Annotated in this window: 16 protein-coding genes and 6 pseudogenes; 11 read left to right on the top strand and 11 right to left on the bottom strand. The window is 42.5% G+C overall.

Annotated elements, in window-relative coordinates; genetic code table 11:
• Nucleotides 1-46 precede the first annotated feature (46 nt).
• The 3 genes and pseudogenes from LVQ79_RS22550 to LVQ79_RS06805 form a co-directional block, all read left to right on the top strand.
• A pseudogene (locus tag LVQ79_RS22550) lies at nt 47-367 on the top strand (transposase); the annotation flags it as partial.
• Nucleotides 368-893: pseudogene (locus LVQ79_RS06810) on the top strand (integrase core domain-containing protein); the annotation flags it as partial.
• Between the two features lie 155 nt (nt 894-1,048).
• The gene (locus LVQ79_RS06805; RefSeq protein ID WP_232864370.1) at nt 1,049-1,510 is read left to right on the top strand and encodes a hypothetical protein; all 462 of its coding nucleotides are present in this window, start codon (nt 1,049-1,051) and stop codon (nt 1,508-1,510) included.
• A gap of 254 nt (nt 1,511-1,764) precedes the next feature.
• Here the strand turns inward: LVQ79_RS06805 and LVQ79_RS06800 are convergent, their stop codons facing one another.
• Both LVQ79_RS06800 and LVQ79_RS06795 read right to left on the bottom strand, forming a co-directional pair.
• A complete protein-coding gene (locus LVQ79_RS06800) occupies nt 1,765-2,064 on the bottom strand; it encodes a hypothetical protein (RefSeq protein ID WP_232864369.1) in 300 nt (99 codons plus the stop codon).
• Between the two features lie 10 nt (nt 2,065-2,074).
• Nucleotides 2,075-2,494 (bottom strand): hypothetical protein, encoded by a 420-nt coding sequence (locus tag LVQ79_RS06795; RefSeq protein ID WP_370639840.1) that lies wholly within the window; start codon nt 2,492-2,494, stop codon nt 2,075-2,077.
• A gap of 200 nt (nt 2,495-2,694) precedes the next feature.
• Here LVQ79_RS06795 and LVQ79_RS06790 point away from each other — a divergent pair.
• Nucleotides 2,695-2,898, top strand: a pseudogene (locus tag LVQ79_RS06790) (arsenical pump-driving ATPase); the annotation flags it as partial.
• 171 nt (nt 2,899-3,069) lie between these two features.
• Here the strand turns inward: LVQ79_RS06790 and LVQ79_RS06785 are convergent.
• The 3 genes and pseudogenes from LVQ79_RS06785 to LVQ79_RS06775 form a co-directional block, all read right to left on the bottom strand.
• Entirely contained in the window at nt 3,070-4,761 is a 1,692-nt protein-coding gene (locus LVQ79_RS06785) for a UvrD-helicase domain-containing protein (RefSeq protein WP_232864367.1), read from the bottom strand.
• Between the two features lie 2 nt (nt 4,762-4,763).
• Entirely contained in the window at nt 4,764-6,890 is a 2,127-nt protein-coding gene (locus LVQ79_RS06780) for an ATP-dependent nuclease (RefSeq protein ID WP_232864366.1), read from the bottom strand.
• A gap of 66 nt (nt 6,891-6,956) precedes the next feature.
• Nucleotides 6,957-7,828: pseudogene (locus tag LVQ79_RS06775) on the bottom strand (tyrosine-type recombinase/integrase); the annotation flags it as partial.
• A gap of 87 nt (nt 7,829-7,915) precedes the next feature.
• Between LVQ79_RS06775 and LVQ79_RS06770 the strand changes: the two are divergent.
• Nucleotides 7,916-8,167, top strand: coding sequence for a zinc ribbon domain-containing protein (locus tag LVQ79_RS06770; RefSeq protein ID WP_255668757.1), 252 nt, complete (start codon nt 7,916-7,918; stop codon nt 8,165-8,167).
• A gap of 47 nt (nt 8,168-8,214) precedes the next feature.
• Nucleotides 8,215-8,298, top strand: a pseudogene (locus LVQ79_RS06765) (VOC family protein); the annotation flags it as partial.
• A 479-nt stretch (nt 8,299-8,777) separates the two neighbouring features.
• Here the strand turns inward: LVQ79_RS06765 and LVQ79_RS06760 are convergent.
• Complete coding sequence (locus LVQ79_RS06760; RefSeq protein ID WP_232864365.1) at nt 8,778-10,217, bottom strand: HNH endonuclease signature motif containing protein; 1,440 nt, start codon at nt 10,215-10,217, stop codon at nt 8,778-8,780.
• Nucleotides 10,218-10,718: 501 nt separating this feature from the next.
• The gene (locus LVQ79_RS06755; RefSeq protein ID WP_232864364.1) at nt 10,719-11,210 is read right to left on the bottom strand and encodes a hypothetical protein; all 492 of its coding nucleotides are present in this window, start codon (nt 11,208-11,210) and stop codon (nt 10,719-10,721) included.
• Between the two features lie 402 nt (nt 11,211-11,612).
• On the opposite strand from LVQ79_RS06755, the gene LVQ79_RS06750 reads away from it, so the two are divergent.
• Both LVQ79_RS06750 and LVQ79_RS06745 read left to right on the top strand, forming a co-directional pair.
• Nucleotides 11,613-12,533: a L,D-transpeptidase family protein gene (locus tag LVQ79_RS06750; RefSeq protein WP_232864363.1), complete on the top strand. Its 921-nt coding sequence runs from the start codon at nt 11,613-11,615 to the stop codon at nt 12,531-12,533.
• Nucleotides 12,534-12,885: 352 nt separating this feature from the next.
• Nucleotides 12,886-14,547 (top strand): NAD-dependent malic enzyme, encoded by a 1,662-nt coding sequence (locus tag LVQ79_RS06745; RefSeq protein ID WP_232864362.1) that lies wholly within the window; start codon nt 12,886-12,888, stop codon nt 14,545-14,547.
• Nucleotides 14,548-14,648: 101 nt separating this feature from the next.
• Here the strand turns inward: LVQ79_RS06745 and LVQ79_RS06740 are convergent, their stop codons facing one another.
• On the bottom strand, nt 14,649-15,485 hold the full coding sequence (locus LVQ79_RS06740) for an AraC family transcriptional regulator (protein WP_232864361.1): 837 nt from the start codon (nt 15,483-15,485) through the stop codon (nt 14,649-14,651).
• 389 nt (nt 15,486-15,874) lie between these two features.
• Between LVQ79_RS06740 and cfa the strand changes: the two genes are divergently transcribed.
• Nucleotides 15,875-17,023, top strand: coding sequence for a cyclopropane fatty acyl phospholipid synthase (cfa, locus tag LVQ79_RS06735; protein ID WP_151995654.1), 1,149 nt, complete (start codon nt 15,875-15,877; stop codon nt 17,021-17,023).
• 98 nt (nt 17,024-17,121) lie between these two features.
• On the top strand, nt 17,122-18,267 hold the full coding sequence (metK, locus tag LVQ79_RS06730) for a methionine adenosyltransferase (protein ID WP_232864360.1): 1,146 nt from the start codon (nt 17,122-17,124) through the stop codon (nt 18,265-18,267).
• A gap of 306 nt (nt 18,268-18,573) precedes the next feature.
• Here metK and LVQ79_RS06725 read toward each other — a convergent pair whose 3' ends face one another.
• A complete protein-coding gene (locus LVQ79_RS06725) occupies nt 18,574-19,467 on the bottom strand; it encodes a LysR substrate-binding domain-containing protein (RefSeq protein WP_232864359.1) in 894 nt (297 codons plus the stop codon).
• Nucleotides 19,468-19,576: 109 nt separating this feature from the next.
• Between LVQ79_RS06725 and LVQ79_RS06720 the strand changes: the two are divergent.
• Nucleotides 19,577-20,147, top strand: a pseudogene (locus LVQ79_RS06720) (nuclear transport factor 2 family protein).
• Between the two features lie 92 nt (nt 20,148-20,239).
• Here LVQ79_RS06720 and LVQ79_RS06715 read toward each other — a convergent pair.
• Nucleotides 20,240-21,271, bottom strand: a complete 1,032-nt coding sequence (locus LVQ79_RS06715) for a methionine synthase (protein ID WP_232864358.1) — start codon at nt 21,269-21,271, stop codon at nt 20,240-20,242.
• Between the two features lie 27 nt (nt 21,272-21,298).
• A complete protein-coding gene (locus LVQ79_RS06710) occupies nt 21,299-22,276 on the bottom strand; it encodes a DUF1852 domain-containing protein (protein WP_232864357.1) in 978 nt (325 codons plus the stop codon).
• Nucleotides 22,277-22,548: the final 272 nt, after the last annotated feature.

Below are 22,548 nucleotides of genomic sequence, written 5' to 3'. Positions count from 1 at the left end.
TCTAATGATGGAAAATATGACCGACTGGCGTACCTAAGCCCGCAACATCTACTCTAACGACTTTAAACTGCATGTTGTCGGGCTGGCATCCCAACCCTGAGCCAACGTGGCTCAAATAGCCCGCGAGACCGGAGTTGCCCATAATCTGGTCTTTAAATGGCTACGCCTCTGGCAGAAAGAAGGCCGCATATCACGCCGTCTCCCTGCAACGATCGCACCCACTTCATCATCGGTACTACTGCCTGTTGAGGTGATATCTGACCCTACACAATCAGATGAGCAAAGCACCTCAACCTGTCACTCTCCTTCGCTGAACGCCACCTCCTGCCACGTGGAGTTCAGTCAGGGTAAAGTGACACTGGATAACGGTAAAATCGCGGTGGCAGAAAGCGATCTTCGCTGGTGTTCAGATGGCTTAGAGTTCGGCTGTGATGATGGCGAAAAGATGCGGGTCACGTTCGCACTGGACTGCTGCGACAGAGAAGCCATAGACTGGGCAGCGAGTACAGGTGGCTATGACAGCAGCACGGTACAGGATGTGATGCTGGGTGCAGTGGAAAAGCGGTTCGGTAATCAGTTACCGGAAAGAGCAATCTAGTGGCTGACGGACAACGGTTCTGCTTATGTAGCGCATGAAACCCGCGGGTTCGCGAGGGAACTGAATCTGGAGCCGTGCACCAGCAGTGAGCAGTCCGCAGAGCAATGGGATGGCTGAACGGTTCGTAAAAACGATGAAAAGTGACTACATCACCTTCATGCCAAAACCGAATGTGAGAACGGCGTTGATAAACCTGGCGGCAGCGTTCAAGTATTACAATGAAAACCATCCGCACAGCGTCCTAGGATACCTCTCACCGAGGGAATACCGGAGCCAACGGATAACGCTAACTTAGAGACAAAAGCTGTCTGGAAATAGCGGGGCAAGATCACATGAGGAACGCAGGGTGTTGCATGTTGGGGCAAAAAATGGAGGTTATACAGATCTCCTGTTTGGTATTATTGTCGCTATACAAAAATGGTGGTTACCGTCCCCAAATAAGAGGCTCAAATGGCAAAGGACACGAAACCCGGCCGCGCATTAATCAGCGCCATAAAATCCGAATCTGTAGTCGGGCTTGGGAAAGAATATGTCGAACTAGGTCTTGATGCCTTGCTTGAATCTAAGGCTCTAGAATCCATCCCATTCGTGAATACGCTGGTCGGTGTATATAAAACGGCAGGCCATATCCGCGACCAAATCTTCACGGATAAATTAGTTCACTTTCTGAACCCTTTGTCGGAGATGACTGAATCCGAGCGCATTGAAATGACTGACCGTCTGAATGATGACGACAAGTTTGCCGGTAAAGCAGGTGCCAGTCTGATCGAAATAATTGACCGTATGGAAAGTGAGAAAAAGCCAGAGTTGGTGGCGTCTTTCCTCAAGTCTTTTGCCAGGGATGATATTGATTTCAACACTTTGAGACGCTTGCTTTATGCTCTTGAAAGAGTACCAGCCTTCGATATTTAACAGTTGGCTGAATTTTGCCTAAGAGGAGGGTTTAGCTCTAGAACTAATGATGACCCACTCTTGGTAGGTTATGTTAATGCTGGTTTGGCAATTAACAACGGCGCAACAGATGGTGGTTATATTATTCCGACCAAGTTATGCAAAATGTTCGTTCAGGCTGGGGCGTTAAAAGCGAAAAAACCAGAAAATGACCTTGAACAGTTTTTTCAATAAACATAAACGGAGGCCGCAATGCCTCCGTTAACTGGTTCTTCTTAGTTGTTGCCCAATGAACCGGCCATTGCTGCATATTTGATTTCATCAGCAGGAATCTCCGGGTGAAGTTTGATTTGCCTGATGACATAGGCTGTGACTTCATCTCCCCAAAGTTTGGCTGCATCTTTGCAAACTTTATATGCAAAATCTCTGTGTTCAAATGCGTAGGATTTGCCGTAAGCATACTGCTGGCAGTTATAGACGTAAGCGCCGTAATCTCCATCCTTATCTGGGAAAGCGCAACCGGACAGTGTGAGCATAGTAGCGGTCAGAGTGAGAGCTTTGATCATGCTTTTCATCGTTTCATCCTTAAAACTCAGGATTCATTTGATCTGGGAACTTCTTGTATGCCGCGTAATAGCTTCCCAGCGTGTAGGCTTTCAACTGCTGCTCGGTATCAACACGACATGAGGCGTTGTAACAAGCACCGCTGATCATCCCATATGTCGCAGCCTTCTTGTTCAGATCTGACTTTGCTTCCTCAACACTATTTTTGCCCATCGTCACTACGCATCCGGAAACAATGGCCTGGCCTTTGCGGTCGTCCATTGTCAGGATCACCGTGTTGGCCAGTTTGCTGTAACCATTGTTCTTGTGCACATCGGCAGCGAACTCGCGGCATTCTGAGTAGTACGGGCTTGTTTTTATCTCGGCATAATCAGGTACCTTCATGCCGGCACAGCCAACCATTCCGAAGCACATCGCTGTTATCAGCGTGTTTTTTATTATATCCATAACCCAGGGACTCCATTTTGAAAACCAAATGATTTAATTCAGTACCATCGTTGGTGTGGGGGTATTTTCCCAAATTTCCCAAAATAAACAAGATTATACCTACCAAAATTGTGGGTCTGGAAAGGTGTTCAGTTGGAGGGAGATTGTGAGAATGGAAAAATCAATATTGCACAAAGTTTAAAGTCATTGTAAGTATCCCTGATAATCTAGCTACTCTTCCTCGTTCGCAGCTATATCTGAAGCCATTTAATCTGGTCGGTCTGGAAGCCCTGCGTGAATTATTTATAGAGAGCAAAGCCTCACCGACTCTCCCTGATACCACGCTGAATGCTCTGGATTTACCGAAACTTGCGTCACTGGTTGATGAACTAAGCCTGACTGGAAAGTGCATGGTTTTGCATGCGTTTTACCGATACTCAATCCCCCGCCAGCCCAAGCACTGGCGCGCCCTGAGGTCGCTCATGCACCTGCATTAAAAGAGACCCCTTAAGCGGGCAGGCGTGGCGGGGAGAGCATTGCGCGCTGTGGTACATATTAAAAAAAACAGCAGAACACTGTTTCTCTTCAAATCAAGTATCAGCCATAAAATAAGGGCTAACAATTCTCCGGTCATCGATATATATATTCATGTGATTTTTAGCTCGCGAAAATGCAACGAACATTAATCGTTTCGCGATGCTTTCTGAATATTCAACACCTTTTTCAACCGCCGAAGAATGGGGGACAACTTGATCATGATATCCAAGAGATATTACATAATCGTATTCCTCACCCTTACAGCCATGTATTGTTGTCACTTTCACGACGTTAGCTTCTTTATTTATTATTTTCCTTATTGAAATAATATCAGACTTTACTGGAAAAGTAGAAAGATTGGACTGACAGATCAAATAATCAGAATTTATTTTTGGAGAGCGAGGTAAAACAGATGAAATGAAGTCATAAAAATCCTTTAACCAAAGGATAAAAACAGTTCGCTTTGTATTGAATTGCTTTACTGTTTTTTTCAATTCACTACAAGATAAACTATCAAGTTCAGGAAGTTTATCCTTTATAGCACTGCATAACGCATGCCTGGCTCTGTAGTTCTTAACTGAGACTTCAAGCAACACAAGGCGAACAAGATCATTATAAATAGTATCTTTCAATGTATATAAAGGATTGGTTGAATAAAAATCAAACACAAACTCATTTGATCTTTCGTAAATACTATCGATAAGATCATTTAAATAATATCTATTCGGGCCTATTATAGCCAAACCCTCAACACTGCCTTTAGACTTATTATATGCACCAATAAGATTCATCACCCTATCGGCCAACTCAGTTTGCAGCGTATGTCTAATGATTGGCGATTTACCTAAATCCTCACGGATAGATTCTATATTAGATTTTGAATAAGAATATTTCTTATAATAATCCACTAATGATTTTGTAGATCTATAACACCCCGTGAGTTGTCTTACTTCCAAATCATCTAGTCTGAGTATATTCTTTATACTAACTTCATCCTTTATAGACACACCAAGATCTTGATATATAGCTTGATCATTATCACCCACAACAAGAATAATTGTTTTATTATATCTTGTAATAAAAGAAAGAACTTCCAACTGAATATAACTAGTATCCTGAGACTCATCCAAGTAAATATAACCTATAAGCTTCGATAAATACTCTGCCACCATCTCATTTTGAGTCAAAAACTCCCGACTAAGAGTTAATATGTCGTTAAAATCTATGAGATTTGCATCCAACTTGTTTTTTTCATATTCCTCACATACTATTGCTTCGTTTTTTTGAGCATCAACTATTTTATCAGGTTCATTCAATAAACAAAATGGCTCAACATGAGGAGCACCATATTCATCCCATTTAAACTTTAATCTTGTAGTGGCGAATTTTTCCTTCTCAATCTTACGAATTAAGTCACGATGTTCACGCTCGGATATTAACCTTACCCCATCTTTTGTTCTAGCCATCGCCCCTGCATATTTTCTTACAACCCATTCGAGTAAAAATGAATGTATTGTTCCACACCAAACTCTATCATTTAGAATATTTTGGTTATCTAATCTTAAATTTATTTCATCTGCGGCAGCATTAGTATGAGTAAGGACTATGTGCCATTTATATCCTGTATCACACATAATATTATCGTCAAGCATACCTAAAAGAAACTTAGTCTTCCCCGCACCAGGACAAGCAGAGACAAAGAGATTTTTCTTGATTTTTAATAACTCTTTTTTTTCATCATCCATGATTACGCCTCCATTAAAAGATGTATTAAAGGATCATTACTGTAGTGCCCTTTGAAAACATCCAAAACAGGTTCTATGTTATCAACAATATATTCAAGGCTATCATCTGAGAAAACCACGTCTATAATATTCTCACCTAAAGCTTTAGTATAATAATCACACCTGTATTTAATCACTCTTGCGAGAGTTAACTTATTAAAATCACATGTAAATCCAAGTGCCTCACACAAAGCTATAGGGATAGGGAAATCGAAATCAAGTTTCTCGACGACTTTCATTGCAAACCACCCTTTCTTATGTTTATTTGCCAATTTCAAAGCAAAAGAACCAATTTTCGTATCGTCAGAAGATTGGAAAGCATCTAAGTAAGGAGTTAAATAAAAATCTTTTTCGAAGGAATCTCGAGCGATTATCTCAAAGTATTTTTTTGAACCGCTTAGAGCCAAGTCAATTTCAAAGGTATGCTTCGTAAAATATGCTTTAAGAAGCTCATTGTTTGCAGTTAATAACTTTAACGCTTCAACTCTTTCTTTCCCTGATTTTTCTGAGGAAATGGCATCATCATACATTACTTGAGTAATGTATTCCGGTTTGCCATTGTTATAAATATTAATATCATCATCCGTGAGAATTGCGCATTTTTTAGTTATTCTCGACGGATGAAATAGAGATGAGAGTAATTCAAACCCGGTTCCTCTCACAGAAATAAGAGATACTCCTAACTCATCCAATGTTACACCGAAAGAGTTTTTTACTAGATGAGGGATAAGTATTTCCTCTGCATCCCCCTCAATTAATATTACATTTTTAGCAAATAATATATCTGTGCGTATTGCATCAAGAAAACGTTCTATCTTATTTATCGTTGATTCATCGAGGCCTGAGGAAGGAGAACAAGCTTGAGTGTATCCAAGTTTTTTCACCAAAACATTAGTTGATGAGATATTAGAGACTGATGAGATATGTGTTGAATGAGTGGAAATAAAGACTTGAGTTTTTTTGTTTTTTAAATTACTAAAAAGTGTTTTTTGAATATGAGTATGAATATGTGATTCAGGTTCTTCTATAATCAGGAAGTTTGATAATAAATTCTTACTCACCCCTTCTTCATACTCATACAATTTAAGAGCAAGATATATTAAATTGGCTCCTCCCAAACTCATTTCAGATAAATCAGCCGTATACCCATCACTCAACGAATCACCTGCTTTAAGTTGTAAAACCTTCACAAGATCTTTGACTTCACTAGGTAGTTCTGAAGAAATGTTTACTAAAGGGGAATATGTAGAGCCGACTGCATTCGTAATCGATGTTAGAATACCAGTGGAAAGCTTTCTAACCTCTGAGATTGTTGATATCTTTTTATTTACGTCACAAATATTACTTGTGAGCTCATCATCATTCGAAATATCTTTAGATATGAAATCCAATAATTTCTGGAATGGATTGAATCTATTATTTTTTAACTCACTAACAACATCTCTAAGCGCCCTTGCATATGTGCAACTAATATGGTCCAGCAAATTATAGCCACGCTGCCTATTCCCTAATAAATCTATATACTGTACTGATGGATTTGGAAAAATAAAGTTTGAAAAATCACCAACAACCTTAACATATTCATTTTCATCGAAGAAATCACAAGTTCCCTGATAAACAACCCAAGCCTCGTAGGTCGTTTTATCTATTATATATTCCTTTAATAACTGATCATATGCATCTCTCCTTTTTTCCAAGTCTGCAAGAGATGATAAATTAAAAAGTTTCTCTCTAATATGGAATTGAGGTCGATATATGTATGTTACTCGACCTGTACCACCCGCATCAACTGTCGTATTTAATTGGCATAAGATTTCAGACTCCTCATCTCCAGAAATGTCACCTAACTCCAAGCTAATTAATATCCACTGTCCAAAAACAGGTAAACATCCCCTGTGAAAATCTTTTTCAGAAAGAAATCTTTTATAATATGGGAGAGAGTCATCAAGAATTAATCTCATTGCCTCAAAAATATTTGTTTTACCTGACGAGTTCTCCCCAACTATCGTATTTACACATTCCTTCTTAAAGTTCAATTTTGTACTTTGAAAATTTCTAAAATTACGTATTGATAGGTTTTTAATATACATTTATTAATTCTTCTGGTTAATTTTGTCTGAATACCATTGCATCATATCTTTTCGACTTTCGATATATTAGGCATAGCCATATATTCCGCGAATACTATTTTTATCAACATGAGCAAGCTGCAATTCTATCCAGATAATGTTTAACCCTGCTTTATGCAATACAGTTGAAAAAGTATGTCGAAACCCATGGCCGGTAAGTCGTCCACCATAACCCATTCGTTTGATTAGTTGATTTATGCTCGCTTCACTCATCTGCTTGTACGGATCATTCCGCCCCGGAAAAACATAACGATAGTTCCCTGTCATGATCTTGAGTTCATTGAGTAAATCTAACGCCTGAGTCGACAATGGCACAAGGTGTGCCTTACGCATTTTCATCCTTTCAGCAGGAATTTCCCAAATATCGTTATCTAGATCAAATTCTGACCATAATGCCGCACGTAATTCGATGGTTCTTAAACCCGTAATCATCAGTAATTTTGTAGCAATCAGGACAAGCCGACTTCCGATGTAACCATCCAAAGCGCACATGAAATCGGGTATCTCATCAGCTTTTAGGAACGGGAAGTGATTTGATTGGTGTACTTCGAGGGCGCTGCCGCAGGGTTATACTCTGCCCTACCCGTAGTAATTGCGTAGTGAAACACTTCTGAGCAACGCTGTCGAACTTTACGCATTTTTTCTAATGCACCGAGCTTTTCGATTTTACGCAGCACATTCAGCAGCCCCAACGGTTTAATCTCTCCCACTGGCCTTGTTCCGACATAAGGAAAAATGTCGTTCTTAAACGCTGCCATGATGTCTGGTGCATATCCCGCCGACCATTTAGCAGATTTAAGTTGATGCCACTCTCTGGCTATCTTTTCGAAGGCGTTCTCTGACTCTGTTTGCAGAACCAGCTTTTGCTCTTTTCGAACCTCACTAGGGTTCTTTCCTTCTTAGCCTTTGCTTTGATCTGATGCATCACCTGCACAATATATATTCTGTATGTTTATTAATCAAAATGTCACCATAAGGAGCATCATATGTCACAACATGAACAGTTCTGTCAGGTTCGCGGAATGCCGATGTCTGCACCCGATGCACACAGTGCCAGCGATCAATATTGCGCGTACTGCAGCGACAGCAACGGCAATCTTAAACCTTGGGAAGAAGCAGTATCAGGCTTAGCAAGCTTCCTTGATTCCTGGCAAAAAGTCGGCCCGGAAGAAGCACAGAAGTGTGCAAAACGTTATCTGACGGCAATGCCCGCCTGGGCTCATAAAGCGGACGAGTGATTTGAGCTGATTATCTACACTCCCTCTGAATCCATTCAGGAGAGCCGATGTTTTCTTACATTATGCTGGGAACCAACGACCTGCCACGCGCCATTACATTCTACGATCCGCTGATGGAGATGCTGGGATACAAAGGATGCTATTCAGGTCTTTTTTTAGTAACGCTCAAAAGTATCAGGTATCAGCCTCATAGCCGAGCTCATTCACTGTAGTGATGTGATGCCCCCTTCCCTGAAGCAGGCAGTGCCATACTTTACTGTCTGCGTTTGCTACGAGAGTATATAACATGAACCTAGGCAGGCTTGTCCACACAGATTTAAGCACGTCGTTTGCCTCGCGCCGACTAGGCCGCACTAGTAGATCTGGGCTTATTTTAAATGGCACTAAACGCCTTTTACTATACTGGCGCACTCCAGTCCACTTCGGAATGGTTCGATTGACCGACATTGCACTGCTCGCACATAACCTGCAGGTTAGACAGCTTTTAACACCAGAGACGGGTATTTGCTACGTGGCTTGATATGACGTTGGTCGTAGTTGCTTTCAGAAGTAAGTCACGCTTGAAATATTAGGCTGTCGCTTGCCAGGAACGCAGTCAGGTGTTCAAATTTTATGCGGCAGTGTCGACTTCCATATAAGCCGTCAGAAATATCGTCCAACGTTCGTCCAAGTTGGTGGAGTTAATCGGCTTAACTGTTTTGATAGTCTTACCTTCATAAGCAGCCAGATCAGGATCGCTTTCCAAGATGGTGAGACTAAAATGTATGGTCATGGCCAGCGGATCAATCGCGCACATTCCAGCGTCAAACAAAGTATGCAAGTCGGCACGGAGCAGCAGGCCGTTTTTAAAGCTCGCACCACCTTTGCGGGCGTGCGCCAACAGGTGAGCCGCTTCGCAACGCATCAGGCTTGCACCGGAAATCACGCAGCGTTCAAAACAGTTCAGCGCCACGTCAGCACGGAATTGTGCCTGTGTACGGCGGCGCATACCGTAAAACGGTACATCGCCTTTAGCGTCGCGTTCCACCAGCTGACAAATTCGCGATTTACGTGGTTTGCGTACTTCCGGTTTGCGCTGTTTTGACTGGCTTGACTCTTCTTCTTTTGGACTTGAAATAACGACATCAGGCGCTGTTTCGGTAACTAATACCGCTTTTGTTGTATCAGAAACACCCTCAACTGGATCGGCACCGTAAATTTTGTTGTAAAACGGTTTTGTATATTCCAGCTCGTTCTCCAATTCAAGTTTAGGATCCGACTCAGGCACTAGCAGAACCTGTTTAGGCGTGGCCAGCAGAAGGAATTCAGGCATTGGAGCGAACATTTGCGCCACCGCTAGCAACTCATCCTCTGTTAACGATGCAGTAGCTAAAAAAAGCGCTATGCGTTCTTTCTCGGGAATTCTGTTGAGTTTCTTATGGTTCATCCCTACCCAGCGGCGATACGATAGCACTCTCATATGTGGGAGGCCTTGAGCAATTTCCAATGGGTATTTTGGATAAAGCATCTGCGGTAAATTTTTCGCTGAAACTGATGTAATTTTCTCTTCTGTAAGAGTTGTGTCTTTACGCATTAGTTTTGCTGTACGTGCAACCGCGGCTGCACGCTTTGCCTGTAATGCCTCAGATTCTGCCTTTTGCTTATTGATCTTCGCTATCTTGCGATCTGCGTCGGCGTTACCATAAAGCTCCAACTGTTTGAGAGTGGCGATCACCTTGCTCTTATCCATCCCACGAGTGAAGGTATATGTCTTACCCTTCCAGTTAAAGCGCACGTCATGCTGTTCAATGTGCACGATCGCATCACCCTGATCAGTTTTTTCAAAGAAAAATTGAAACTCGGCGCGGCTTATCTTCATGATTTCGCATGCTGCTACCGTGGCCTGTGAGTGAGCCAGCGTGTACGTAGAATCACGCGGACCGCAATGAACGGTGTTCCAACAACCCGGAGTCCAATTTCCGAAAGCGTAGTGATTTGCCTTCCAAACTCGTCGAGTATAATTAGCACGACTAATGACGTGCTTATAACCGTTGTGTTCACGAATAATCATTTCATCTCCCCGCTCGGCACGGCGATATTTTGGCCTGCCAGCTGTTGTCAACTTCCGCGCAAACGGCGTTATATTAACGGCGAACGGCCTTACAAGTACTTATGTAGTCTTCCAGTTCTCGCGAGGCTATCAGTTCGCAGCCTTCCAAATCACGGTGTTGGCTTGATAATAGGAGTTGAACCTACGACTTTCGCATTACGAATGCGAGTCAACTCAAAAATGAGTATAGCCATGAGTACATAAAACAGAAATAATTAATAAAATTATACTAATCAATAACATATCACATAAATTACCGTTCAACGTCTAAATAGTTTTTGTTGCCTCATGAAAATTCATTGAATCTCATGAGGACCGACAAATCCCATAAAATCCACGCAATTGCGTGGATTTTTTATTTAATCGTATCTTAGATGATATCGAAAAAGCACATTACAGATGAGTATAACAACGGTATCGATAATGAGGGGTTTAATATCCCCCATTGACCGCCCCGCCGTCTTATACTTTTCCAATAATAGTATTAATATTTTTGATATACATTATTAGAACCATTCCCGCAGCCAGAAGATGCCAGAGATATTCACCATCGCTTGCGCCGGACAGTGTCTGGCTAAACAACATCACACTGGTAACAAATAGAGACGCCACAGCACTTTTCATTAGCCATGGACGGGCATTAGCATCCGTCAGAAACTCCAGTTTCAGAATAGAAACAATAATGAAGAGGAAAGGAAGACACTGAAGAATAATCAAAACAGGGAAAAGTGCATCAAATAGCGGACTTAATACAACATGGGCAACCTGACTCTTATCCCAGGTTCCAACGATGTACTCCTTCCAACCTGCCCAGGTATCCCCCTGGTAAGCCGTCTCAGGCGAGATGAGACCGTTGAAAATGCCACAAACCTTATCAATGAACCCGTTTTTAAACCAAAAAATACCAAGGAAAATTTGTACCGGGATAATGTGAAAAGAGAGTTTTTTAAACATATAGATAACATCCTCGCAATACAGATAGAGGGCAGTTAAAGTAATGACTGGATATTTTTATAAAATAAAAATGCATTAAAGCAGGAGTTCATCCTGAATATTAAGCATACGCCCTTCGAAAATTTAAATACATTATGTGCAATAGGTAAAAATAGACATTATTTTATTCGAGCAATAGATAAAACTGCACATTAGTAAAACAGATATAAACACAACATCGTTGCAAATATTTAAATAATGCCAAATGTTATTTTTATGTAACATAACATTCATATAAAAGATAAATCCTCGTACGGAACATGTAACCCCCTCCATTTAATTTCGGTGTAAATTAATATGAATATGGAGCGATGATTATATTGGGAGTAATATCACATCAATTCATCATACAAATGGTTCATCATGAAATACCGCACACCCTCTCTCCTGGTTATTGGACTCCTGGCCTCACATTCTTCATTCGCCTCAACATTCACTCTCCCTTCTGACGGCAGTCGTTTGGTTGGGCAAAATGCTGTTGAGCAAATCCCTTCCCACAACCAGCAGCCGTTGGAAAATTTTGCAGTTAAGTACCATGTGGGTTTAAGCAATATGCTGGAAGCGAATCCAGGTATTGACCCCTGGTTGCCGCAATCGGGAAGCGTTGTCACTTTCCCTCTGCAAGTGATTCTGCCTGATACGGTACATGAGGGAATCATCATTAATACTGCTGAAATGCGGCTTTACTATTACCCGCAAGGCAAGAATGTGGTTGAGATTTTCCCAGTGGGTATAGGTCAGGTTGGCCACGATACACCTGAACATTGGGTCACAAGCGTACAACGTAAAAAAGCAGGCCCAACCTGGACTCCTACGCCGAATGAAAGGGCTGAGTTTGCAGCAGAAGGTCAAATATTACCGGCGGTTGTTCCTGCTGGGCCAGAAAACCCGATGGGTTTATATGCGATGTATATCGGTAATCTTTTTGCCATTCATGGCACAAACGCAAACTTTGGGATTGGCCTGAGAGTCAGCCACGGTTGCGTTCGTTTAAGGGCCGATGACTTGAAAAAACTCTTTAATGAAGTCCCTGTCGGTACTCGCGTTGAATTGATTAACGAACCGGTGAAAGCCACTGTTGAGCCAGATGGATCTCGTTATGTCGAGGTTCATAACCCACTGTCTTCAAATGAGGCAGAATTTAACACGGCAAACGTATCACCTCTTCACCTGTCTCAGAAAATTGAATCCGTCTTACAGGATAAACAGGTGCAACATGACGTTGTGGATAAAGCATTGGCAATGCGCGCAGGCTTGCCTGTACAAATTAACATCACAAATTAAATCTTATCAGGACTGATAAAAGGTTGGTCGGCAGAAAAGGTGGCGTTGATGTTGTTAGTTAAACCAACACCCACCTTTCTGTTATATTTTGTTGCACTTCACCTTAAAACAACACACCTGTCTTAATTATGTTTCTTTTGTGCACCTGAATGTTTCAGATAAATTTATTCAGAATTAGCGATGTTGCTTTTTTGTTTTTATTATTCTTGATTAAGTCTCTTACTCACATTGCATATAGCCTTTTTGAATATGGCTTCTGGCTAATGATTTGGCACATTTGCATAAGAAAATAATTAGGAATATATATCTCTACAAATTCAGAGAGTCAGCTATTTAACAAAGTGAGAGTAAAATGCGATACACCCACCTTTCCGGGCAATCCCTGCTTAGCAATACTACCTTTAATAAGGGAAGCGCATTTAGTAACAGTGAGCGTAATGAATTTAACTTACATGGACTTATCCCCACAATTGTCGAAACAATAGACGAACAAAGCGACCGGATACGCTTCCAGCTAAATAATTTCATTACTGATGAAGATAAACATATTTTTTTGCGTAACTTGCAAGATACAAATGAGGTGCTTTTTTATCATTACATCACATCTGATATCGAAGCTTCACTGCCATTAATTTATACGCCAACGGTTGGTTATGCCTGCCAGCACTTTTCGGAAATCTGGCGTAAAAACCGAGGAGTATTTATTGCCTGGGAGGACCGAGACAATATTGAAAGCATTCTTCGAAATGTTCTTAGCGATGATATCAAAATTATTGTGGTTACAGACGGTGAGAGAATTCTCGGTTTAGGTGACCAGGGCATTGGTGGAATGGGTATTCCTATTGGGAAATTGTCTTTATACACGGCTTGCGGCGGTATAGACCCGCACCAGTGTTTACCCGTAATGCTCGATGTCGGGACTAATAATAAAGAACTGCTAAGTAATCCATTATATATGGGAGCCCGCCACGCACGCATTTCTGATGCGGAATATTTTGAGTTCATTGATATTTTTGTGTCAGCAATTGAGCGCCGTTGGCCAGGAGTGTTGTTGCAGTTTGAGGATTTTGCACTACAACATGCAACGCCATTGTTGAAAGAATACCAGGATAAGTTATGTTGCTTTAATGATGATATCCAGGGAACAGCGGCTGTAGCATTAGGCTCTATTCTCGCAGCCTGTCTGCGTAATAAAATATCACTTTCCGAGCAACGTATTATGTTCGTTGGGGCTGGGTCTGCTGGTTGTGGCATTGCCGAGCTCATTGTATCAGCACTTAAGGCTGATGGTATTGATGAGGAAATCGCCAGAAGTCATATATTTCTTGTCGACAAAGATGGTCTGGTATTAAAAGACACCCCTGCATTAACTGATTTCCAGTATCGACTGGCTCATGCAAGAGAAAGCTTAACATTTTCCCCTGATGGCAAAAATATTGCGGCGCTGGTTAATTGCATCCAACCATCGATATTAATTGGGGTATCGGGTGTACCAGGCCTGTTTACGGAAGAAGTTATCAAATCGATACATTCTTGCACTTCCACGCCAATTATTTTCCCGTTGTCGAATCCAACATCACGCGTTGAGGCTGAACCTGTCGATATTATCGAATGGACCGAAGGTAACGCGATCATCGCAACAGGAAGTCCATTCGCGCCGGTTATCTACAATGGTAATAAACACATTATTTCTCAATGCAATAACTCTTATATCTTCCCGGGTCTTGGGTTGGGCGTTTTACTCTCAAATGCGAAACGTGTAACCGAAAGTATGTTCCTGGCAGCCAGTAAAGTCCTTGCACAATCATCGCCTATGCTCAAAGACCCGCATGGAGCATTATTACCTGAGCTTACAAAGATTCATGAAATATCTAAAAAGATCGCCATTGCCGTTGCGCTTGCAGGTGCTGAAGATGGCGTTGCTACCAGCATGGGAATTTATGAATTAGAAGAAAAATTAGAGAAGATATTTTGGAAACCGGAGTATCAGGGTTACAAGCGTATTTCATTCTGACTGATTGCCCCTACTCCATTTTTTGAGTAGCCATAAAAAATCCGGAAATGTTTAGCATCTCCGGATTTTTATTAAGCTACCTCCCCAGCAAACATCTGGTTTTAATCATATAAAATCGCAGCTGGCGGTGGAGGTGTAGCTTCATAGCGCGAGGGAGATACGCCAAATAATTGGCGGAATGCATAGGTATAAGCTGACGTACTACCGTAACCCAGCATTAACGCAATCTCGGTCACGCTGCGCGACTGGCGTAGTAAAATAATTGAATGCAGTAAACGATGCCGTTGTTTCCAGTTGCTGAACGTTATCCCGGTTTCTTTAATAAAATGCCGTGAAAAAGTACGTGGCGACATTCCTATCCGCTCGGCCCACTCTTCCATTAAATGGGGTAAATCGGGTGATTCGCTGATCACCTGGCACATTTCCAGCAATGCCGGTGCCGTAGGCCAGGTCATTGCAAATCCTGCGGCGGGAAGATCGTTTAGCACGTCGATTAAAGTGGATACCAGGCGCCCTTCTTTACCGTTAGCATCATAAAACTCGGGGATAGTCTGCGTTGCATGGTGGATAAAACTACGCGCAAAGTCAGAGACAGTTACCAACTTTAGCTCCGCTTTACAACCCGTAGCCGCATAGTAATCCGGGTCGATATCAAGGTTCTCCAGCATCACTTCACTGGCAGTTTGCACCCGATGAGGCATAAATGCCGGTATCCATAACCCATAACAGGCAGGAATAATGTATGAATTATTCTCCACGGAAATATATAGGGAGCCTTCACGGGCGTAGTGGAACTGAATGAAAGGATGAGAATGCAGTTCTGATTGCACGTTTTCCGCCAGCATAAACGAACGGAAGAAAACAGGGCGTGCAAGTTTAGCCCCTGTTGCATCGCCCGTGTAGCGGAATGAGTGTAATACCTTTTTTGTTTTAACCATCTGACTCACCTAAATTGACGCTTGATCGACACAACTTGGCATCCCTTCATGATACACAAACCTTCTTAGCTGCGATAATTAATTCATCAGCCCAGTCAATGAGTAACCAAAAATCAGTAAAGTAGTAACATGAAATATTTAATCGCACCCAGAATAAAGCGTTGACTGACATCGCCATTAGTTTAGCCAATAAAAAATTCAGAGGTATTTAGAATAAGCCACTCTACTATTTATAAAATAAATAGTTAGCATGAACTAATTATTTATATCGCAGCAGTCAATCAATAACAAATTTAAATATTTGTTATTCAATCTTTCTTTTAACGAAACATAAATGAGTTCAGATAGTCGAGTAGAAATTTAGCTTAGGCTTTTATTGAGGATGAGATATGAGTGTTGAAGTTGAAAGTGCTCCCGTCGTACGCAAAGACAACTGGTATCGGATTGCAGAAGATCTTGTGAACCAGGCTGATGTCCGTTTTAACGGCAGCCGCCGCTGGGATATTCAAGTACACAATCCTGACTTTTATAAACGTGTTTTGCAGGAAGGTTCTATTGGCCTTGGTGAATCCTACATGGAAGGTTGGTGGGATTGCGCCGCACTGGATGTTTTATTCGAGAAAATCCTTCGTGCAAAACTCGATGAGAAAGCACCAAAAAACTTCAGGGATTTAGCCCGTGTCGCGGGTATGCGCTTATTTAATTTACAGACACGTAAACGCGCCTGGATTGTTGGCAAAGAACATTACGATATCGGCAATGATCTGTTTGCAAAAATGCTCGATCCGTATATGCAGTATTCCTGCGGCTACTGGAAAGATGCGACCAACTTGCGTCAGGCGCAAGAAGCCAAATTGAAAATGTTATGTGAAAAATTGCAGCTTCAACCCGGTATGAAACTGCTGGATATTGGCTGCGGTTGGGGCGGTTTGGCACAGTACGCTGCAGAACATTACAATGTTCATGTTACCGGTGTGACCATTTCCGCAGAACAGCAGAAAATGGCACAGGAGCGTTGTACCTGGCTGGATGTTTCCATCAAGCTAATGGATTATCGCGATCTCGACAGCCATTTTGATCGTATCGTTTCCGTCGGGATGTTCGAGCATGTTGGGCCAAAAAATTACGACACCTATTTTGAAGTGGTGAACCGCTGCCTTAAACCGGACGGAATGTTCCTGCTACACACTATTGGTGCGAATAAATCAGATACCAACGTTGATCCATGGATTAACAAATATATATTCCCTAACGGCTGCCTACCCTCTGTAAAACAAATAGCCAGCGCCTCAGAACCCCATTTTGTCGTCGAAGACTGGCACAATTTCGGTGCAGATTATGACCTGACATTAATGGATTGGCACCAACGTTTTAATCTTTTCTGGCCTGAGATACAGGATAATTACAGCGAATCTTTTAAACGCATGTTCAATTATTACCTCACATCTTGTGCAGGAGCTTTCCGTGCCCGCGATATTCAGCTGTGGCAAGTTTTATTTAGCCGTGGTGTAGAAGGTGGAATGTATGTTTATCGCTGATATAGGCTATAACCTTAATCGCAAATTAATTTCGATAATATAACTACTATTTTTATTATCAGTATTAAATGATTTAGTTATTAATTTAAGGATTTTGTATGTCACAACAGTTATTCACCTCAGAATCTGTTTCTGAAGGGCATCCTGACAAAATAGCTGACCAAATTTCTGATGCCATTCTCGATGCCATTATTGGACAAGATCCCAGAGCGCGCGTGGCCTGTGAAACGCTGGTAAAAACCGGCATGGTTTTGGTGGGGGGAGAAATTACCACCGACACGTGGGTGGATATAGAAGAGATTGTGCGCCGCACGATCCATGACATCGGCTATAACAGCTCAGAAATGGGGTTTGATTCCCACACTTGCGCCGTTTTAAGTGCGATTGGTAAACAGTCTCCCGATATAAATCGTGGAGTAGATCGTGAAGATGAAGCAAATCAAGGTGCAGGCGACCAAGGGCTTATGTTTGGTTATGCATCCAACGAAACCGATGCGCTAATGCCCGCTCCTATTACCTTTGCTCACCGTTTAATGGCACGCCAGGCTCAGGTGCGGAAGAGCGGTTTATTATCCTGGTTAAGACCAGATGCGAAAAGTCAGGTTACCTTTGCATATGAGAATGGCAAAATCACCGGTATTGATACCGTGGTTATTTCCACTCAACACAGTGAAGCAGTCACCCAGCAAACCCTACGTGAAGGCGTGATGGAAGAGATCGTTAAGCCTGTTTTACCGCCTGAGTGGCTGACGCGCGATACCAAATATTTTATTAACCCAACCGGCCGATTCGTTATTGGTGGGCCAATGGGTGACTGTGGGCTGACGGGCCGCAAAATTATTGTTGATACCTACGGCGGTATGGCGCGTCACGGCGGCGGTGCATTTTCCGGTAAAGATCCGTCTAAAGTTGATCGTTCAGCCGCATATGTTGCACGCTATGTCGCTAAGAATATTGTTGCCGCCGGGTTAGCTGATCGCTGTGAGATTCAGATTTCTTATGCCATTGGTGTTGCAGAACCCACCTCAATAATGGTGGAAACCTTCGGTACTGGAAAACTGGATAATGAAAAACTGATTATGCTTATTCGTGAGTTTTTCGACCTTCGCCCACATGGGTTAATCCGCTCGCTGAATTTGCTGCAACCGATATATCAGCAAACAGCGGCCTACGGTCATTTTGGACGTGATATTTTTAGCTGGGAACAGACCGACAAAGCTGACCTGCTGCGCCGCTTCCTTTAAGTTTTCACGCTCTATAGGGCCAGGTTTTTAGCGCGAATTAATTCTCATAGAGAACAGTTAACATCGGGAGATCCACGCTTTTGCGTGGATTTTTCTTTCATTCGCTCAGACTGCGGCATTTCCATTTCATATAAAATACACTCGAACGCCTCTGGATATATATTGCACAAATAATTTTAGTTAAGTAATTAATAAACTCCAGAGAGTGCGAGATGAACCACCGACCCGGCACTGTTTGTCAATAAAATGCATCAAGTCATGATTTCACTGAGGAAAAAATCGCCCACGGTCACGCCGGGTAGTTGTTCAACCTATAAAGAGACCGTGTTTCCGGGTGTGTTTGAGGTAGGCTAGCACGGCGGCACTGGGTTCGTCTTTACGACTGACCATCATCAGATTAGCTGCCAATTCCTTCGAATCAAGAACTCGATAAACCACACCCGGGATCGCCACCTGTGCTAATGGTGCTGGGACAAGGGCGATACCCAACCCGGCTCCAGCCATAGCGAGGACGCTCAGTGAACTGGATATCCGATAAGCAATATGCAAAGCGTCGCCAAGCAGTTTATGGAGTTGCGTATCAAGTTGAGAATCCACGTCATTTATTGCGTACATAATCAAAGGCTCATGGGCCAGCATATCTACCGTCAGACTCTCTTTATCGGCGAATCTGTGCTCGCTGGACATCACCACGACCCGTCCCCATTCACCCACAGATTCGTAGACAAGGGTTGATTCATGATCCGGGTCGTAATCAGGCATATAACCCACATCCAGCGTCCCGTTCTGAATGGCTTCATTTTGAAGCTGTGGCGCAAGCTCCTGGCAAATTATTTCAGCGTCCGGGTAGGCCCGATGAAAAGATCGGACATCCTGCATCAGCCTGCCGCTGAAGACAGCATTACCGGCAAACCCTATCCGCACCCGGCCTGTTTCACCGCGAATAGAACGCTCCACGGCAAGACGGGTATGTTCTACTTGCTTTAGTGTGCGCGTGGCTTCCGCTTGCAATAGCTTCCCGGCTTCGGTCAGTTCCACACGACGGCTGGTCCGAATCAACAATGGCCCACCCAGCTCAGCCTCGAGGGCTTTAATCTGCATGCTTAACGCGGGTTGAACAATATTGAGCCGTTCCGCCGCCCGGCCAAAATGCCGTTCCTCTGCGACAGCCAGAAAATACTTCAGGTGGCGTAAATCCATAAATCGCTCCATTAATCATTAAAAATGATTAATCAGTAAAATCTATATATTTGAGTTTAACTACTTTCGGGACCAAACTGAATCCAGTCAAACAACAGGAACTAAAAATATGCAAAATCAACTTCAAGACCACCAACAACTTAACGACCTGATGAATGGCTGGATGCACCGTGATTTAGGTGAATGGGATCAGTTACGCGACTTGTTCCACCCTGACGGCACGATTGAAATCACCTGGTTTGAAGGCTTGGGAAGCGACTTTGTTAATGGTTCAATGCGTATGGGTGCTTCTGACCTGCGTACCAAGCATCTCATTGCTTCACCTGCTATTACCTTTAATGAAAGCAATTCTGGAAACCAATGCCATCATCATCGCTGAGAACGTAAAACTGAACATTGGTTGTGAGTGTCATAACCGTTTTTACGACCAGGCAGAAAAACGAGATGGAGTGTGGAAGTTGTTCCACCGTCAGAGTGTTTACGATATCGGCACCTTCACCTTCCCTTTAGGCCCTGTAGAAATTGACCAGGCGATTGTGACGAAGTATCCGCGTGAATATGCAGCACTGGCCTATTTACTGGAGCAGAGCGGTTTCCCTCTTGGGCGCGTATTCGCTACTCGCGGCAGTGAACTGGAAGCAAAAATGAAAGTTGAAGGTAAGCGCTGGTTGGCTGCCTGATCCCGACTCAAAAAGAGGTGAACATATCACCTCTATCCAAGTGCCTAAATTCAGAGTGCTACTCCACTTCAATGATCTAATATTTAGTGAAGTTATTTATTCGAGAGTTCTCTACGTACGATTTCCGCACCAGCACTTAAAGCATTTAGCTTGCCCCTTGCTACCTGGCGAGATAAGGGGGTCATGCCACAGTTGGTGCTTGGATAAAGCTTGTCTGCATCCAAAAATTGCAGTGCTTTTCGTAGCGTATTAGCGACTTCCTCAGGTGTCTCAATGATATTGGTTGCCACATCAATGGCCCCGACCATGACTTTTTTGCCTCGGATGAGTTCAATGAGATCCATTGGAACACGAGAGTTTTGGCATTCCAGCGAAATGATATCGATATTGGATGCCTGCAGCTTCGGGAAGAACTCTTCATATTGCCGCCATTCCGAGCCCAATGTCTTTTTCCAGTCTGTATTGGCTTTAATGCCATAGCCGTAGCAAATATGTACGGCAGTTTCACATTTAAGGCCTTCAATTGCTCTCTCTAAAGCGGCAATACCCCAATCGTTCACCTCGTCAAAAAACACATTAAATGCCGGTTCATCAAACTGGATAATATCGACGCCAGCAGCTTCTAACTCTTTAGCTTCCTGATTGAGAATTTTGGCGAATTCCCAGGCCAGCTTTTCACGACTTTTATAATGGCTATCATAAAGCGTATCGATCATGGTCATCGGACCTGGCAGCGCCCATTTAATAGGTTGGCTGGTTTGCCGGCGTAAGAATTTGGCATCTTCAACAAAAACAGGCTTCTGCCGGGATACAGGGCCAACCACTGTAGGAACGCTGGCATCATAGCGATTGCGAATTCTTACCGTTTCACGTTTTTCAAAATCAACGCCAGTGAGGTGCTCAATAAACGTAGTGACAAAATGTTGGCGCGTTTGCTCGCCATCACTGACTATATCAATACCTGCTTGTAGCTGATCTTGCAGACACAAACGCAGAGCATCTTGTTTACCGTCAATTAACTCCTCGCCCTGCAATTTCCAGGGTGACCAAAGTGTCTCAGGTTGTGCAAGCCAGGAGGGTTTAGGTAAACTGCCCGCAGTCGATGTAGGTAATAATATTTTCATAATAGATGACCTTATATTTTTAGTTAATCAAAGAACGTAATTTGCGGACCATTTCTCAAGGAGAGTTCTGTATGGTTTTATGAAATTCTCTTCAGTAAACTTACCCTGTTCAATCGCTAACTGGCTGCGTTCTTCTCGATCATAAACAATTTGAGTTAATGAATAGTCCTGTTGATTCAAGCTAGGTTGATACTCTTTTCCTGCTACAGAATTAGCATTATAAATTTCAGGACGATAAATCTTTTGAAAGGTCTCCATCGTGCTAATGGTACCCGTCAGTTCAAGATCCGTGTAATCGCCAGTCAAATCACCAACAAAATAAAATGCCAACGGTGCAACACTATTTGGTGGCATAAAATAGCGAGCCTGCAACCCCATTTTGTTGAAATAGTGATCGGTCATGGAGGGTTCATTTTGCTGGTATTCTACGCCCAATACAGGATGCTGATTTTCAGTGCGGTGGTACGTATTTTTGCTGGACACGCTTAAACATATAACCGGCGGTTTCTTAAAACGTTCTGTGTAAGCGCTTGAGTTAATGAAGCATTTGAATATGTTGCCATGCAAATCACCAAAATTATCTGGTGTGCTAAATCCAGGCTTATTCTTGTTATGATCTAACAGCACGACACTAAAGTCATAATCTCGCACGTAAGAGGAAAAATTATTCCCCACAATGCCTTCAATACGCTCGTTAGTTTTTTGATCGACAATATTTGTTTTCAATATTTCAATCACTGGGAAGGTATCACCCTTGCCTTCAACATCCATCTCAACGGAAATTATTTCGAGTTCGACAAAATAACGGTTCCCTTTAGGATTATCCCAATGCGCCAATGAATTGAAACGATCGTCAATCATCTTTAAAGCATTGCGCAAGTTCTCCTGACGCTTACTTCCTCTAGCCAGATTAGCAAAGTTAGTCGTGATGCGCGTATTTTCGGATGGATTATAATTCTCATCGAAAGAAAGGCTTTTAATAATAAATTCAAATTGTTTATTCATCGCGATTGGGTATCCTAATTTCTGATAAAACCTGAATTTATTTTTTGCTTTTCTTCATTACCAAACTTTCTTTTCAGGTGATTTATTCAGTAGTTTTCATATTGTCTGTAGCTAATTGCAGTAGGTAATTTATGCCAGAGTCATTGATTGAGGAAAAGTGATTAAATTTCAGCGAACATGAATTATCTTCATGTTGAGGTGAATGGTCATAGTCAATATCAGGAAAGCAGTCCCCTTCTCATAGGATTCAACGCTGGAATTCAGCGGAACGG

The sequence above is a fragment of the Buttiauxella cochleicola genome, assembly GCF_021282405.1.
Lineage (GTDB): Bacteria > Pseudomonadota > Gammaproteobacteria > Enterobacterales > Enterobacteriaceae > Buttiauxella > Buttiauxella massiliensis.
Note: the sequence above shows the minus strand (reverse complement) of the source record. Positions and strands in the feature narration are given on the sequence as shown.

Excerpts from the sequence above, each read along its gene's own strand:
- LVQ79_RS06805 (WP_232864370.1), top strand. The coding sequence starts at position 1,049 with ATGGCAAAGGACACGAAACCCGGCCGCGCATTAATCAGCGCCATAAAA.
- LVQ79_RS06800 (WP_232864369.1), bottom strand. The coding sequence starts at position 2,064 with ATGAAAAGCATGATCAAAGCTCTCACTCTGACCGCTACTATGCTCACA.
- LVQ79_RS06785 (WP_232864367.1), bottom strand. The coding sequence starts at position 4,761 with ATGGATGATGAAAAAAAAGAGTTATTAAAAATCAAGAAAAATCTCTTT.
- LVQ79_RS06780 (WP_232864366.1), bottom strand. The coding sequence starts at position 6,890 with ATGTATATTAAAAACCTATCAATACGTAATTTTAGAAATTTTCAAAGT.
- LVQ79_RS06770 (WP_255668757.1), top strand. The coding sequence starts at position 7,916 with ATGTCACAACATGAACAGTTCTGTCAGGTTCGCGGAATGCCGATGTCT.
- LVQ79_RS06760 (WP_232864365.1), bottom strand. The coding sequence starts at position 10,217 with ATGATTATTCGTGAACACAACGGTTATAAGCACGTCATTAGTCGTGCT.
- LVQ79_RS06755 (WP_232864364.1), bottom strand. The coding sequence starts at position 11,210 with ATGTTTAAAAAACTCTCTTTTCACATTATCCCGGTACAAATTTTCCTT.
- LVQ79_RS06750 (WP_232864363.1), top strand. The coding sequence starts at position 11,613 with ATGAAATACCGCACACCCTCTCTCCTGGTTATTGGACTCCTGGCCTCA.
- LVQ79_RS06745 (WP_232864362.1), top strand. The coding sequence starts at position 12,886 with ATGCGATACACCCACCTTTCCGGGCAATCCCTGCTTAGCAATACTACC.
- LVQ79_RS06740 (WP_232864361.1), bottom strand. The coding sequence starts at position 15,485 with ATGGTTAAAACAAAAAAGGTATTACACTCATTCCGCTACACGGGCGAT.
- cfa (WP_151995654.1), top strand. The coding sequence starts at position 15,875 with ATGAGTGTTGAAGTTGAAAGTGCTCCCGTCGTACGCAAAGACAACTGG.
- metK (WP_232864360.1), top strand. The coding sequence starts at position 17,122 with ATGTCACAACAGTTATTCACCTCAGAATCTGTTTCTGAAGGGCATCCT.
- LVQ79_RS06725 (WP_232864359.1), bottom strand. The coding sequence starts at position 19,467 with ATGGATTTACGCCACCTGAAGTATTTTCTGGCTGTCGCAGAGGAACGG.
- LVQ79_RS06715 (WP_232864358.1), bottom strand. The coding sequence starts at position 21,271 with ATGAAAATATTATTACCTACATCGACTGCGGGCAGTTTACCTAAACCC.
- LVQ79_RS06710 (WP_232864357.1), bottom strand. The coding sequence starts at position 22,276 with ATGAATAAACAATTTGAATTTATTATTAAAAGCCTTTCTTTCGATGAG.